This window comes from Peptostreptococcus stomatis DSM 17678 (genome assembly GCF_000147675.1).
Taxonomy (GTDB): domain Bacteria; phylum Bacillota; class Clostridia; order Peptostreptococcales; family Peptostreptococcaceae; genus Peptostreptococcus; species Peptostreptococcus stomatis.
Genome location: NZ_ADGQ01000060.1, coordinates 100117 through 115701 on the forward strand (window position 1 = coordinate 100117; position 15585 = coordinate 115701).

Genomic DNA, 15585 nt, shown 5'->3' on the forward strand with positions numbered 1-15585 from the left:
TAGATTATGAATGAGATAACTGTTAAAAGACATAGCTTTGAGTTGGCTAAAAATCGTTTAAAGGAGTTTTCAGAGAAAACTGAGGCTGAACTCGAAATTGATAAAGTTCGAACAGATGGTGATTTTTTTGGTCTTGGTGACCATAAGGTAACCGGAGATGAGTTGAACAGAAGATTGGAAACGATCCAGGAGCATTTTATTGCCGTTAATACAACAAACAACAAGGTGATTAAGGAGTTTCGAGAAGTTTATAATGCATTTGATGTGCTTGATAAGGACTACATCACAAGCATTGTTGCCAATGTTAAAGCCATAGAAAAAACCAGCAAGGATGTCAGAGTACAACAAGAAACATTGAAACAGCATAATGAAAAACTTGCAAATCAGCAAAGTAAATTGGATGCACATCAAGCGGAAATAGAAAAAAACGTAGAAAATATCTCAAAAATTGTTACCGCATTAAAAGTTTTCAAGGAAAAACTGGAATGCTATAAGCACCTAACTGATATCGATAAAATTTGGAATGATTGCAAGAGTATACAGAACGAAATCAGAGTAGTGTCAGATAGCATTACAAAGCTTTCCAAGAAAACAACAGAAGATATTGCAACAGCTAATAATAAAAATAAGGCTTTATCAGATCAGGTAAATAGAGATATTCTTACTCTTCGTAAAGAAGCAAAATCGTTTAAAAAATTATTTTCTGATTTGTCTGAAAAACTTGAATCCACTTCAAATTTATTATATAGTCAGATTTCTGTAATAAAGGAAATAGATTTATTTACAGAACAATTAAAAAAACTCACTCACATTGATGATGTCGATGGTATGTGGAACAATGTCGAAGAACATACATCTAAACTCATAGAATTTGAAAAAAGAGACGAAGAACTTGCTGATGCTATTCAGAAAAATAAGGAAGAAGTAAATGAGAATATTGTGGTAACGGTACAGGCGACAAATGCAGCTATTGAGACTTTAACAAAGAAAGTTAAATATGCGTACTGGATTGGCGGAGGAGCTGTAGGCTTGGCAATAATTGAGTTTATTTTGATTCTGGTGAGAAGGTGATATGATGGATAAGTATGGTAAAGCATTATTTAACAATGCTTCTAAATTGGATGCTGTTACAGATGCTTGTGGTGAAATTACAAAGTTGGCAACAGCAATTGTGGATGAACACAGCAAGTCGGCTACCATTACATTGCTTAAAAGAATATCTGAATCTGTGGACAATCCGAAATACAAAATTGAGGTTACACGAGCAGCACAGCTTGTTAACTCCAGTTTGATTGAATTTTATGGTTATACCACAATTCAAGGTATATGCAAACCGACCACGGATGCGGGCGAAGATAAGAGAACGCTTCAAGAGTTGTTAGATGAATTGGATGCCCTTATTGGTTTGGAAAAAGTAAAGAATAAAGTGCAAGATTTGATAGTGTATCAAAAGGTTCAAAAGTTGCGTAGAGAGAAAAATCTCCACTCAACAAAGAATACCTTGCATCTAGCATTCACGGGTAATCCTGGAACGGGAAAAACAACAGTTGCAAGAATCGTAGGTAGAATTTATAAGAGAATTGGGTTGCTTTCAAAAGGACATTTTGTTGAAGTTTCAAGAACAGACCTCATTGCAGGATATCAAGGGCAAACAGCACTTAAGGTCAAAAAAGTTATTGAACAAGCTAAAGGTGGCGTTCTGTTTATCGATGAAGCTTATAGCATCACGGAAAATGACCATTCCGATTCTTATGGTAGAGAGTGTTTGACAGAATTAACGAAGGCTTTAGAAGACTACAGAGATGATCTGGTTGTGATTGTTGCTGGATATACTGAGCCTATGAATAAATTTTTTGAGTCCAATCCTGGATTAAAATCTCGTTTTAATACATTTATAGAGTTTGATGACTATAGTTCTTCTGAGATGGATAAAATTTTGATTTCCATGTGCCAAAGAAACGATTATGTTCTAGATGATGAAGCTAAAGAAAAAATCCACTTGTATTTTGAACAGCAAATTTTATCGAAGGAGGAGAACTTTGCAAACGGCAGGTTAGCAAGAAACCTGTATGATAATTTGGTTATGAATCATGCAAGACGAGTAGTAAAAGTAGATACTCCAAGCAGTGTTGATTTATCAACCATTAAAGCCGAAGATTTCAATTTTGAATATAGTAAAGTGGAAGATAATTGACATATTCCTGCAAACGGTTCGAACACAAAAAAGGCTGTGGACTTGTTCCAATAAACGGTGAAATAGTCAAGACAATCAATCGTATCGAGCCATGTTGAGACAGTAGCGTTTATTGTCCAAACTAGATGTCGAGATGTAAATGATCCAGTGGACACTGTGTTTAAGGCACTAGGGTGGAATAGATGTCTATTACAAAAAAAGAAGAGGGCACATTTCTTCTGCAGATAAAGGGGAAGAATACTATGTTTTATTGGGCATTGCAGTATGGACCGTATGTTGAAGTTTTGAAACCGGAAGGTTTAAGAAATCGGTTCAAATAAGCTATTTTTGAATTGAACAATAAGTATAAAAAATGATTACGGATAATTTTATTTCTATCAACTTAAGTTTGAAAGTAGAAAAGGGGGATTCAAGATGAAGGTAATATTGAGTAGGAAGGGTTTTGATAGTGCTAATGGTGGTATACCTAGCCCGATATTTGAAGATGATACAATGCTGTCATTTCCAATTCCGAGTAAGGATCGTGAGATGGATAAAATTGCATATAATGAATTGACCTATAATGGGGTTCTGTTATATAAGATACTTAAAGATCTTGGCTATAGTGGTGATGAATGCTGTCACCTTGATCCAGACCTGGATATTACAAGAAGAGTAGATCCAGTTGCAGGGTGGAAACCTGCATTTGGGCAAATAAATCAGTCTGCATCATATCTGTTAAATAATAAGATAGACGAAGGTGACTTGTTTTTGTTTTTTGGTAACTTTAGGCATGTTGTTGAGAGCGATGGAAAATATAAGTTTGCACGCAGAAATAAAAATTCAGAAGATCCATACTATGGTAGAGAAATGCAGGCTATATGGGGATATCTTCAGGTTGGAAAAGTCATTTCAGAAGCTGAAGAGCAAAAGGAATTTTTCTGGCACCCACATGCTTGTAATAAACGGATATTTGGAAACAACAATCTGATATTTACAGCTGCGGAGCATCTGTCATTTGCACCGGATATGCCCGGATGTGGGATTTTTTCTTATAATGAAAAAAGAGTACTTTCAATGCCTGGAAAACCCAAGGCAACCTGGAAGAAGGAGAAGGCATATGATGTAGACAATATAAATGAGATAAACAATAGGAAGAGTAAACGCAAGAATTCAGCCAAAGACCCGGAAGGAATTTATTATGCAGGAATATGGCAGGAATTGGTTCTGAAGGATAATAAAGAGTCGAAAGATTGGGTTAAGAGAATATTCTGATGTACAGAATAATGTACATGAATTCTTGTGTACTGATTTTTAAATGAAGAGGAGGTATAGATTGTGTTTTTTAATGAAGAAGAATTAAAAGTAGCTGAGGACCTGGCTTGGAAGATGCTTGATGGATGAACCATGCTTATATGCCAAACTTAATGGATTATGCACATTTTTATTACAAAGGACAGATCATTTTTGATCCATGGATGAATGAAAAGTCACAGGGATTACTTTGGCCAGATCACGAGAGCAAAGAAACCTCTGTTAATCCGGTTGAGTATTATGGACATAAAACAATAGAAAATTATATAGTTAATTTATTTATGCTTAGACCGGAATGGGCACCTGAAATTACAGAAAAAATCAAGAAAAATTTGGGAGCTAATGGTAGATTATCATGGATAACATTCACTATGCCAATTGAGGTTTATATTGCTATGTCAGATGAACAAGCTGAGGAAGAAAAGGGAGTAGTTTGTATTGAAAGTGGAATGCCTGATTCTAGTAGAATATATTTGGAAATGGTAAAGCTTCCGCCGGAGTTAGTTACAATAGTTAAGAATGGATGGGAGCGAGAAATATTTTTTAGAAAAAAGAATGCTAAGAAAATTTTTGAGCTGCTTTATCCAGATGGTATAAGGTTCGACTACAAAAAGGCTTTAAATAGAATTAATGGTGAGAAAGTTAGACTGATAGGTTGGGGAGATTAGTTTGAGAAAATGGACTGAAGAGGAATTGTTTAATGAGTTATCTTCAATCTGATGATTATGCTTTACATCACGTTGAAATACGTCCCAGGTAATTGATACACAAGATGAAGTGATTCAGGGAATTAGAGATGCTAAATTTATAATGAGGGCAGTTATTGAATGGTTTTTATTTATCAAGAGTTCTTAGCGAAAAAGAAGCAAGGATTAAATGTAAGAATAATAGTTTCGCAGGAAGACTCAAATAAAAATATGATTTCAAAAATGAAGAAACCTTAGCCACTGCACTTGATTATGAACTTGTAACAAAGTTTGCTAAGGAGTTTATGGAATTATATAATGGGTTTTATTTTTAAGCAAAGAAAAATTAGAAGTTGGAGGTAAGTAGTTGAAAGAAAATCGAGCGGATTTTAGCAATATAAAATCATTTGAAGAATTTAACAGATACTATTGGTATCGAGAAGAGCTTTCGCAAATTTGTAAGTCTCTTGGATTAGAATACAGAGGTACAAAACAGGAGCTGAATCATATTATAGAACAATATTTTAAGGGAAATAGAATAGAAAAGTCTGTAAGAAAAGTAAACAAAAGACAAGCCGAAGCGATAACCTTAAATACGCCATTGCTTGAATGTGGCTTTTCCTTTAACCAAAAATTTCGAGAGTATTTTTCGGTTGTAACAGGCGTAGATCCATTTAAATTTAATGCTGACATGGCTACAGCTTGGCGAAAAGTAAAAGCTGAGAATGACTTAAACTTTACAATTCAAGATATGCTGAAAGTATACTATGGTGAGTCAGACTATGCTAAGTATGATCATTCAGTTTGTCAATGGAATCAATTCTTAAAGGACTTTTGCTCAGATGAATTTAGCGATTTTTATTCTAATAAGTTAAAAGTTGCTGCTATTCTATGGAAAGAAGTCAGAGATTCAACAAATGAAAAAATCTATTCAAGACAACTTCTGGATGAGTATAGATACAAAATAGAGGAGCATCAAAAATAAACAAATCCCAGTTTGTCGAGGTAATATCTTTTAACGATAACCTTATGCAATCGTTAAATAGTTTAGTAGATATGTTTTCGTATACAGACGGGATGTAATGTTATGAGACATATGTTACAGATATAAAAAAAGAGAGATACTTTAATATAATAGTTATTACCGACAAAACAATATCAAAAAGGAGTATCTCTCATGAAAAGTATAACAGAAGAAATGCGTTTTCTCCAATGTTTATGTGAATATGCTATTAAGTATGGAGTAACTCAAGTAGCAAGATGGTATCATATCAATAGGCAGTTTGTATACCGTCAATTAAAAAATATGATAGAGATGTACGAAGTCTTGCATTAAAATCAAGAAAACCGCACAAGAACCCAAATGCACATAATGAGGAAGAACTTGACTTAATTCGGCGTATGCTCAATTGTAATGATATATATTGTCTTGCAGAAGTATATGTAAGATGTAAGAGAAATGGATCCACAAGAAGTTAAAGATAAATTTTTTGGATATAGGTCCCTACTTTTTCGAACAGTTTAAATAAAGGATGCATTACTTTTGACGAAAATCTCAGCAGTTAATACTGTATATTTGAGTTAATTTAAAGAGTTTTTACTGTAAATATATTGATATAATCGATTTGCTTTGATACAATTAAGAAAAATAATAATTATATTTTTAGGAGGATTTTATGGCGAATATAATTGCAATAGTTTGGGATTTTGATAAAACTCTAGTTAATGGATATATGCAAGAGCCTATATTTGAAGAGTATGGGTATGATGCTACACAATTTTGGAAAGAGGTTAATTCGTTGCCAGAAAAGTATTTAAAGGAACAAAATGTTAGAGTTAATCCTGATACAATATATTTAAATCACTTTATAAAGCTTGCAAAAAATCGAATTTTCGAGGGTTTAAATAATGAGAAATTAAAATCACTTGGGGAAAAATTGAAATTTTATAATGGTGTACCAGAAATATTTGAGAGTACAAAGAAGGCTATTGAAGATAACTCTTTATATCAAGCTCATGATATAAAGGTTGAACATTATATTGTAAGTACTGGAATGAGTCAAATAATCAAGGGGTCAAAGGTCATTGATTATGTCGAAGATGTTTGGGGGTGTGAATTAATTTAAGGCGAAGATAATGAAGGAAATTCATGCATTAGTGAGCTGGGGTACACAATAGATAATACTAGTAAAACTAGAGCATTGTTTGAAATAAATAAAGGTGTTAATAAAGAAGGTGTTTCTGATGTTAATTTAAAAATTCCTGAAGAATTAAGAAGAGTACCTTTTGTTAACATGGTGTATGTCGCAGATGGACCTAGTGATATTCCGGCTTTTTCTCTTGTAAATAAAAATGAGGGAGCAACATTTGCTATTTATCCTAAGGGTGATATAAAAGCAATGAAACAAGTTGAACAACTACGTTCAGATAATAGAATAAACATGTATGCAGAAGCGGATTATAGTGAGGGGACTACAGCTCATATGTGGCTAATAAATAAAATAACAGAGTTTGCAGATCGAATTGTGAAGGAAGAAAAACAAAAATTGGCAAAATATACGGATGTAAACACACCCAAACATTTAATATAAATTTAAAAGGTTGCATAATATTTAGTGCTAGTAAGCGAAAAAGATTATCTTTCAATGCTAAATATTATACAACTATAATCTAATAATAGAAAGGGAGGTTTTTATGGATCTAATTCAAGCAATTTTAGATGGTATAGCAATAGCAGCAATCTTCAATGGTATAGTGGCTGCTTTGGTTCTTATCAATCCAAGATACTTTTTTGATTCTTATCCAAAAGCAATTCAGAAGGCTGCACCGGAACAAATGACAAAAAAAGAGAAAAAAATTAATGTTATCCTAACGATTGTGATTGTAGGGATTTGTTTGATATATTCCATAGTGAGCCTCCTACACACAGGAATTACTGGATTTAGGAATATTTTTATAATGGGATACATTCAGTGGTCCATATTAAACTTAGGAGATTTCTTTTTGTTGGACTGCCTTTTGTTTCAAGGTAAGTATAAGTCAAAGATTGTGATTCCTGGTACAGAAGGACATCCAGATTATGAATTTTGTAATTGGATGAAACATTTGGCAATAAAGGAACATTTTGTCGTTGCACCATTAATTATTGTACCACTTGTATCGGTGATTCAGGCAGGTGTTATATTCTTAATAAGATAATCCAATCGAAGGAGGTAGTATTTTATGCAGAAAAACTTAGAACAAATGAGAATAATAAGAATAATTTCAGGTGTGTTAGATGCAATCACTTTAATGTATTTTGTATCATATATGTATTGGATTTTTGCTGTGCTTAATAAGGATAGCCACATCTTATCTGACTTTTTTATCAAAGTAAACCCAATGACCGTAGGAACATACTGCATGGGGCTTTTTATGATATTACATCTGATTGCCTTTAGAAACCCTATAGGAAGGTGCGTAATTTGTATCCCATATATACTATCTCTAGTTGTATCTTTTATAGCTACTATGGGTATGACTGGCTGGGGTGATTTGATTATGTATGCTCCACATATCCTTATAATTGGTCTTGCAATTACAATAATGGTCAAGCAGAAAAAAGATAAGCTAAAAATACTATATAAATAAACTAGAATTTTCGGAGGAAAGGTTATGGGAAAGAAGAAAAGAGTTACTCTACCAAAAAACTTTGAAGAACTAATTAACAATGGAGACATAGAAGGGCTTAAAGCACTCTATGAAAAGTGTGAGCTCAATGCCTCATATGATGGACGCTTTGGAAAGAATACAGCCCTTCATCATGCCAATGTACCTGAAGAACTTGCTCGTTGGCTTGTAGGAGAGGGTTTAGATGTAAACGTTGAAAATTATTACGGTCGTACACCCCTATATAGTCATGCTACCCTAGGAAGAAGTAGTGTTAAATTATTCTATGACTTGGGTGGAGATATTGAGAAAACTGATAGATACGGAAATACCCCACTGCATACTGCGGCAAGTTTTTTCCATTCAGATACAGTTCGTTTTTTAGTGGAAAAGGGGGCAAATATTTGTGTGAAAAATGATATGGGTCAAACCCCACTTGCTTCTTGTCTATCTGTTTGCGGGAATTCCAATATTATTGAAGCTGCTAAAATTGCCGATATCATATTGCAGGCGGGGGACAAGATTACACCTGATATGATAGAAAGAGTTAAGCATATAGGCCAAAATTTTGAATTTCATAGGGAGAACTTTCATAAGGATTCTATTCCTGAAACAGATTCAGCACTTAAAAAACTATACACATTATTTAATGTGGAACCTGTTAAAGAACGTAAAATTCATGATGGCATTTCTCCAATTATTGTCAAAGATGGGTCTTGGAAAGAACAATTTGAGATGCTTTGGGATTTTTTGGTTCCTTCCCGTGGACCGGCAAAAACCCTACAGGGGGAAGCTATTCGTATAAGTGGACGAGTACATGATGAATTATATAGAAATGGTGGAGTGAATTGGGATAGGGGATATCGCAACATGCTTATAGCTTTATTGAAATTTTTTGCATCTGGAAATTCTCTTGCAGAAAAAGAATTAGAGGAAGCTAAAAGGCTAGTATCAGATATTCGCAAAAAAGATAGTGATGAAGATTTCATAATAAACCACTTGTGCCAGCTTTCGGTTTTATGGGTAGGGTTAAATCCTGATCCAATTTCATTAGATAAAACCAATTATACTAGGTAATAGAATATAAGTTAAATGTCAGTAAAGGTATATTAGTGAAATGTTAAATCAAATCAAAGTCTATTGGTATAAAGAAAAAACTGAATACGAGGATAGATATAAACAAGCATTTTTAAAAGACTATGAAAAATCAATAGAATACCTTGAAAAAATGAAAAGTTATCTATTGGATAAAAAGGAAGAAAATCCGCAAGACATAGATTTTAATATTGCAGTTACATTTCTTAACATATATGATAAGGAGATTATAGATGGAAAAAACAAAAGTAATAGGAAAAAATATAGGGGTCATCGCACTTTCTATCATAGTACTAATAATAGGAGGAATTGCAGAAAACCTAGCTAAACAATACTTTTCTGGCCAGTATTTACAACTTATAATACCAGCCCTTGTAAGGATTGCAGTTACCATTGTCCTAGCCTGGTTTGTATCATCAAAGCTGTTAAAAATTGACTCAGATGAACTGGGACTAAAGTTAAAGAAGATAGATATAAAATTGGTCCTTATTTCTCTTGCCTTGCCAATCCTAGTCCTTGTTTTCTATGCCTACATACTTCCAGGTCAAGCATATGTTGCAAGGCCGGGAACATTTTGGATATCTCTGATAACTGCTATTTTTAGTCTTGGTATTACAGCAGGAATATGTGAGGAGTTAATATTCAGGGGTATGATTTTCAGGTACATGAAGAAAACTCTAGGTCTAAAAGTTGCGGTGATTATACCTGCTATCTTATTTGCATGTGCCCATATAATGAACATGCAGACTTTTGATCTTATAGACCTGGTACTTTTAATTCTAGCTGGTTCATCTGCTGCAGTAATGTTTACCCTGTTTGCACTGAAATCAGGTTCAATCTATCCAGGGGCATTGGCGCATACGGTCTGGAACACTCTTATAATCGGAGGAGTCTTTGGAATAGGGGATATAGTTAATGGATTGAGTAACGAATCATATATTATAATTCCAGTAAAGTCTACGAGTAAGTTACTTACAGGTGGTAATTTTGGTGTTGAAGCAGCCCTACCAGCTATTGTTGGATTTATAAGCGCTGCCTTGCTTATAGGTTTTTTAGCGAGGAAAGCTTCAAAGGAAAGTAATTAAAGAGTAGGGGGATTGGATTTGCATAAAAATACTATCAAAAAGGTAAGAATCATATCCAATAACATCTCTTTTGATTCTACGCCAAGCCATGACGAAGAAGTGGAACAAGAACTTACCATAAATGATGAGGGAGAGGTAAGTTTTTCAGGATATGACTATGCTGATTATGAAGAAAAATTAGAAAAATCAAGGACTATGACTTCAAAAATACCTAAAGAAAAAGCTGATAAATTGCTTGCTGGATTTACAATATTTTTTGATTATGAATACATAGTAAACCACGCTATAGATGTTGGGTCTTGGGACTTAGAAATAACGAGTAAGGATGGGAAAGTACGTATATATACGGGTTCACTTTGTACGAGGATTGATTATGAGGGTCAAGACCTGTCGGATCTTGTTCGTGATACACTAGGTATGAAGGACTTGTTTGTCTTTGATGGAAGGGACAGGCCAGACCTTATAAATAGAATCACTTTGGATTATCTGAGAACTACAAGAATAGAAGCAAGTTATGAAGAGGAAAATGGTGATGAGGAACGTGGTGAAAAGGAAAATGAAGAGCGGGAATACTTAACTTGGAAATATAGTGAACGATTAATTATAGATAGAAAGACAGAAACCCTAGAACATATTCAAAATGTTGCCCCTGGTCATAAGGTTACTCGCAAATTTGAGGTTGAAGACAGGGTTAAAAGTCTGTTGAATAGTTTTGACCCAGAAGCCATATTTACTAATATCGAAGGGAATCCAGATGATGCTATAGATAGGCCAGATGAAGAAAAGGACTATATCATCACCATTGACTGTAAGAATGGGGCAAGCCGTGCTATAAGTGGTAGTTTTGATAAAAAAGGACTGCCAGATGACTTTGGAGACTTTATTGAAAAGGTAATTGATTTTATGTATTACTATGGATTTGGAGAAATTTTCTCCAAAGCAAATTACAATGGGGTGAAAAGACGTAAATCTGATTACATTTATTGCAGTGTAAGCTTTAGTGGGGGATACAAAACCTACTATTATATCACTGATGATGATAGTATAGAGGTTGGTGATTTAGTTATTGTTCCTGCAGGCCGGGATAATCATGAAGCAGTTGTAGAGGTAGAGGAGATTGAATATTTTAGTGAAGACGAGGTTCCTTTGCCTGTAGAAAAGACAAAGAGGATTATAAGAAAATATCTTGATGATGATTTTGCTTAAAAATTTGATTGTATGATATATTTGCCTGGAGAATGGAATATACCACAGATTTATGTGGTGGCGTTTATTTCGTCTAGGTATAAAAATGTGGATTTTATAGAGTATAAAAATGAATTTTGTAGTGTTTTAAGAGGAGATATAATGTATTATTCAGAATTAGTAAAAAAAGCTATTAATATTATGTATGAAGCTCATAAAGAAGACTTTGATAAAGGTGGATATCCTTATGTTTTCCATCCATTCTACCTTGCAACTCAAGTGGATGGAGAATGTGCTACATGTGTTGCATTACTTCATGATTTAGTCGAAGATCATAGGGATAAATATGACTTTGATTATTTAATAAAAGAGGGCTTTCCTCTTGAAGTAGTCGATATATTACGATTATTGACTCATGAAAAGGAAGTACCATATATGGAGTATATAAAATCTATATCTAAAAATCAAATTGCGAGAGAAGTTAAGATTCAAGATTTAAAACATAATATTAATATTGACAGAATGGATGGTATAAAGAGTAAAAAATACTCATTATATATCAAGGCCTTAGAAGTTTTGGAAGAATATGATTTAAATGAACAAGAATCAGTGACAAAAAGTGATAGTAGTATACTTAAATTTAAGGATGCAAGAAATATGAATAATAATAGTTTAAATTATGATGGAAGTAAATGGATATACTATCCAGAATTTTATACTCAATATAGATATGTACTTGGAACCAAAGGTAATAAACCAATTATTGTGATTGGAATTAATCCATCTACAGCAGGTCCAAATGACTTAGATAATACAATGAAATCTGTTGATAGATTAGCATCAAACAATGGTTTTGACTCATATATAATGCTTAATGTATATGCACAAAGAGCAACAAATCCTAGTGATATGGATACGATTTTTAATGAAAAACTTCATGAAGAAAATATGGAGGCTTTTAAATGGATTTTTAATAATGTAAAGAGTCCACCTATAATCTGGGCTGCATGGGGAACAAATATTTATAAGAGGTCTTATCTTAAAGGTTGTTTGAAATGCATAGTTGATTTGAGTAAAAGTTTTAATTCGAAGTGGTATAATGCAGGTGAGTTGACTGAAAAAGGCCATCCACGTCATCCATTATATTTACCAAAGGATACTAGATTTGAACCTTTCGATATAGATTCGTATATTAAAAATTTATAGAAAACAGGTGATTTAATCGAGTAGGTATTAAATGTCAAATGATGATTTTGTAAATTTAGAAGAATTGATTGAGTCTAGGAATTTTTGGAGGTAATAGTTTGAAAAAACAAATAAAGCAAAGACTAACCAGTCTAGCTACTGGAGAGTTAGTGGCCGTAGTAGTATTTTGGGTTAATTTTTTCCTATTTAAAAAATGGATTACTAGTACGAATGCTCTGATTTCTATTTCATTCCCCTTATTAATACTAAGTTTTGTACTTATACAAGGCTCAATATTTTGGTGTATTTTGATAAAACGGATTTCAAAGCCTAGGTTTGCTCAAAAATATACGGGAAGGATTTACAAGGGCTTAAAGATAATAGATTTAATCTTACTGTGTATAGGAATACTGGTGATAATATTCAAATATAGTGGCTTTTACACCTTAATAATATCCTTAGCGATTTGGATATTCGCTGTGATAGAATGGGTAAATTACTATAAATTACAGTTATCATACAGTCTAAATCCTGCTGTTTTACTAAAATACATACGAGAGGGAAAATTGAGAAAGAGTAAGATAGCAAGAGAAATTGAAAAAACTTGTAAAAAATAGGCCGGGGAATCTTTCTATAAGGTCTATTTTTTGTGCAATAATGGTATTCCATAGTGACATAGGTATTTTGAGTCACTGGATATGGTATAATTATGTAGTGAAACTTAAATTAAAATAACAAAAAATAAGTGGCGAGGAAAACTATGACTATGAAGAATGATTTAAATATTATTGAAGATAAAAATATTGATTATAACAATATAGTCCTAAAGATAGGCCTACCCCTAATTGTCTTATTAGCCTGCATATTCTTTCTATACAGCATGGCCCAACATGATGGGGATTATACTGCTATAAGCAACCAGGGTCAAAGAATTGAACAAAGCATATATTACAAATATGATGGCAAAGTATATGCAATGATTCCTAGTGGTGGCTACTACCAGGTAGAAGGTGCTGATACAATCACATTTAAAGTAGTTGATACAGATATCACTTACAATAAATGTGTTGCAGTGGACAAAAACAATGTCTACTTTGGAAATAAGATAATAAGGGACTTAAATCCCAAGGCTATTTATTCTATTGGCAATGGTTATTTTAGTGATGGCAAAAGTACTTACTTTTGCTCAAACCAATCGGAAAGAAATACTGACCTATCCTGGCCAATGGAAGTCATTCAAAGTATGGAATATATTGTATCAAAGGACAAGAAGCCACAATCATACATATACCCATATCAAAAACTTGCGACTAAAAGATCAATTAAGAAGTTTGACAGACTTATATATTTTGCGACAGATGGGAAGAACCTTTACTACAAGGGCAAGCCTCTTAAAAATGCTGATATCAATACAATAAGTACGGTTTCAGGTAATGGAGAGTTTTTCTGCGATAAAAAAAATGTATATTACAAGGATGAAATTCTACCTATAAATAATTCAGGTCAATTAGAGATAGTTGAAATACCACAGGAAGATTATTTCCTATACGATAGGAAGACTGGCGAGGTTTTCAATGGGACTTACAGGTTTGATGAAAAGTACGCCCCATATGAAGTTATTGGAAATAAAAGCACCCATGCCCATAGTATGTTTTTTATATCCAAGGATGGACTATATTACTATAATTCAAAAAGGCATAGGATAGAAAGGTCTGGTGATAATCCTTTTAATGGGGATGTAAAGGCCTTAACTGACAATGTTTTTTCAGATAATGATAAGATCTATTACCTGAATGCCTATGAAGAAATCAGGTATGGCAAACATCGTATACCTAGAACCTTTATTAAACATACCCTATTAGTAGCTTTTGATTCTAAAGAAGGTTGGGAAAAGATAGGAGATATTGACCATGGTATTATAGGGTCACTTTGGGAAAAAAATGGCCTCTACTACTACTTTGACAACCTGGGAAATAGCCAACTAATAAAAGATACGGTTTATAAGATAAGGGATAAAAAGGTAATTGATGATATGATGTCCAATATTAAAAAACGAAGCGATGATAAAATAGGGGTTGATTATATAAGAAATTCCATAGCAGAGAAAAAGATTGACCCAATTTCTGGTGAAACTATATCTGATGCTAGTGTTACAATTTATGGTTCCAAATATAAGATTGTAAGAAACATTGGTCTTTTAGTAATTACTATCCTTATAATATTAGGCAGGAGACATTATTGGAATAGTAGAAAATACTAGCACTTTTTTAGAGATAAGCTTTGTAAACATCTATTTCGTCTTAATAGAAGCCTTTGCTAGCAAGAAAGTCACAAGCACTATAGGAATGAAAATAGTTTATTGCCTTAGTATTTGTGGTACCTATTAAATATGACAAGCATGTAAAAAAAGAATACTTTTATAAAGGAAAAAGTTGATTATTAAAATCATACAGGAGGTAGTATATGAGCATTATAAAATCATTAGCAAATAGAAGATCATATTATGATATAGATAAAAATATGCCGGTTTTAGAAAATGAAATCGAAGAAAAAATAAAGGTGGTTACAGCCTTAGTACCAGATGCATTCAATTCGAAAAGTGCCAGGGTAGTGATTGTTTTTGGTGAGAAGCACGACCTATTATGGGATGAAATTTACAATGCATTCGAGGGAAAGCTAGCAAGGGAAAAGGTTGATTCCTTCAAGGCAGGGGCAGGTACAGTCTTGTTTTTATATGACGAAGAGACAGTTAATAATTTACAAGAAAAATTTAGCAACTATGCAGACAACTTTCCTGTTTGGGCAAATCAGGCAAATGGAATGCTACAGCTTGCTGTTTGGTCGGCCTTAAGAGAATTAAAAGTAGGTGCTTCACTTCAACACTATAACCCAGTGATTGATGAAAGGGTAAAGGAACTTTTCGATATACCTAGCCAATATAAGCTAGTTGCCCAGATGCCTTTTGGAGGAATAGTTAGTGAGCCAGATCCAAAAGATAAAGAAGACATTGAGCAAAGGGTAAGTATAGTTAGGTAGCCTAAATAAGAATTATACAGAATAATAAGTATAAAAACTAAAAGAAAAAGGTCATCTAATTTTAGTAGAAAATCAAAAATATATAACTTAGCAGATCTTTTAAAAAATCATAGACTTTAAATGTGTAAATATTTAGAGTATCTGATATAATAAATAATAATTAAGGAGGAATATAATT

General features: G+C 33.2%; 17 protein-coding genes. All 17 read left to right on the forward strand.

The window, feature by feature from the left end:
• The first annotated feature begins 6 nt into the window (after window positions 1-6).
• The 17 genes from HMPREF0634_RS06360 (at window position 7) to HMPREF0634_RS06435 (ending at window position 15407) form a co-directional block, all read left to right on the forward strand.
• Window positions 7-1071, forward strand: coding sequence for a coiled-coil domain-containing protein (locus HMPREF0634_RS06360; RefSeq protein ID WP_007790192.1), 1065 nt, complete (start codon window positions 7-9; stop codon window positions 1069-1071).
• A gap of 1 nt (window position 1072) precedes the next feature.
• Window positions 1073-2194, forward strand: coding sequence for an AAA family ATPase (locus HMPREF0634_RS06365; RefSeq protein WP_007789970.1), 1122 nt, complete (start codon window positions 1073-1075; stop codon window positions 2192-2194).
• A gap of 182 nt (window positions 2195-2376) precedes the next feature.
• Window positions 2377-2514 carry a WCX domain-containing protein gene (locus tag HMPREF0634_RS10165; protein WP_123795844.1) on the forward strand — a complete coding sequence of 46 codons (138 nt, stop codon included), beginning with the start codon at window positions 2377-2379 and terminating at the stop codon, window positions 2512-2514.
• Window positions 2515-2608: 94 nt separating this feature from the next.
• Complete coding sequence (locus tag HMPREF0634_RS06370; protein ID WP_040565841.1) at window positions 2609-3448, forward strand: Nmad3 family putative nucleotide modification protein; 840 nt, start codon at window positions 2609-2611, stop codon at window positions 3446-3448.
• 140 nt (window positions 3449-3588) lie between these two features.
• Window positions 3589-4155, forward strand: coding sequence for a hypothetical protein (locus HMPREF0634_RS06375; RefSeq protein ID WP_123795846.1), 567 nt, complete (start codon window positions 3589-3591; stop codon window positions 4153-4155).
• A gap of 385 nt (window positions 4156-4540) precedes the next feature.
• Window positions 4541-5158 carry an SAP domain-containing protein gene (locus HMPREF0634_RS06380; protein WP_007790085.1) on the forward strand — a complete coding sequence of 206 codons (618 nt, stop codon included), beginning with the start codon at window positions 4541-4543 and terminating at the stop codon, window positions 5156-5158.
• Window positions 5159-5849: 691 nt separating this feature from the next.
• Window positions 5850-6299, forward strand: coding sequence for a hypothetical protein (locus HMPREF0634_RS10000; protein WP_007789915.1), 450 nt, complete (start codon window positions 5850-5852; stop codon window positions 6297-6299).
• A 75-nt stretch (window positions 6300-6374) separates the two neighbouring features.
• Window positions 6375-6764 carry a hypothetical protein gene (locus tag HMPREF0634_RS10005; protein ID WP_007789994.1) on the forward strand — a complete coding sequence of 130 codons (390 nt, stop codon included), beginning with the start codon at window positions 6375-6377 and terminating at the stop codon, window positions 6762-6764.
• A gap of 103 nt (window positions 6765-6867) precedes the next feature.
• On the forward strand, window positions 6868-7371 hold the full coding sequence (locus HMPREF0634_RS06390; protein WP_007789991.1) for a hypothetical protein: 504 nt from the start codon (window positions 6868-6870) through the stop codon (window positions 7369-7371).
• Window positions 7372-7395: 24 nt separating this feature from the next.
• Window positions 7396-7803 (forward strand): hypothetical protein, encoded by a 408-nt coding sequence (locus tag HMPREF0634_RS06395; RefSeq protein ID WP_040565843.1) that lies wholly within the window; start codon window positions 7396-7398, stop codon window positions 7801-7803.
• 24 nt (window positions 7804-7827) lie between these two features.
• On the forward strand, window positions 7828-8898 hold the full coding sequence (locus tag HMPREF0634_RS06400; protein WP_007790155.1) for an ankyrin repeat domain-containing protein: 1071 nt from the start codon (window positions 7828-7830) through the stop codon (window positions 8896-8898).
• Window positions 8899-9149: 251 nt separating this feature from the next.
• Window positions 9150-10001 (forward strand): CPBP family intramembrane glutamic endopeptidase, encoded by an 852-nt coding sequence (locus HMPREF0634_RS06405; protein WP_007790112.1) that lies wholly within the window; start codon window positions 9150-9152, stop codon window positions 9999-10001.
• Between the two features lie 18 nt (window positions 10002-10019).
• A complete protein-coding gene (locus tag HMPREF0634_RS06410; protein ID WP_050786367.1) occupies window positions 10020-11207 on the forward strand; it encodes a hypothetical protein in 1188 nt (395 codons plus the stop codon).
• Between the two features lie 141 nt (window positions 11208-11348).
• Complete coding sequence (locus HMPREF0634_RS09705; RefSeq protein ID WP_207326447.1) at window positions 11349-12392, forward strand: DUF1643 domain-containing protein; 1044 nt, start codon at window positions 11349-11351, stop codon at window positions 12390-12392.
• A gap of 98 nt (window positions 12393-12490) precedes the next feature.
• Entirely contained in the window at window positions 12491-12988 is a 498-nt protein-coding gene (locus HMPREF0634_RS06425) for a hypothetical protein (protein ID WP_007790148.1), read from the forward strand.
• 149 nt (window positions 12989-13137) lie between these two features.
• The gene (locus HMPREF0634_RS06430) at window positions 13138-14631 is read left to right on the forward strand and encodes a DKNYY domain-containing protein (protein ID WP_165480196.1); all 1494 of its coding nucleotides are present in this window, start codon (window positions 13138-13140) and stop codon (window positions 14629-14631) included.
• Between the two features lie 203 nt (window positions 14632-14834).
• A complete protein-coding gene (locus HMPREF0634_RS06435) occupies window positions 14835-15407 on the forward strand; it encodes a nitroreductase family protein (RefSeq protein WP_007790037.1) in 573 nt (190 codons plus the stop codon).
• The last annotated feature ends 178 nt before the right edge of the window (window positions 15408-15585 follow it).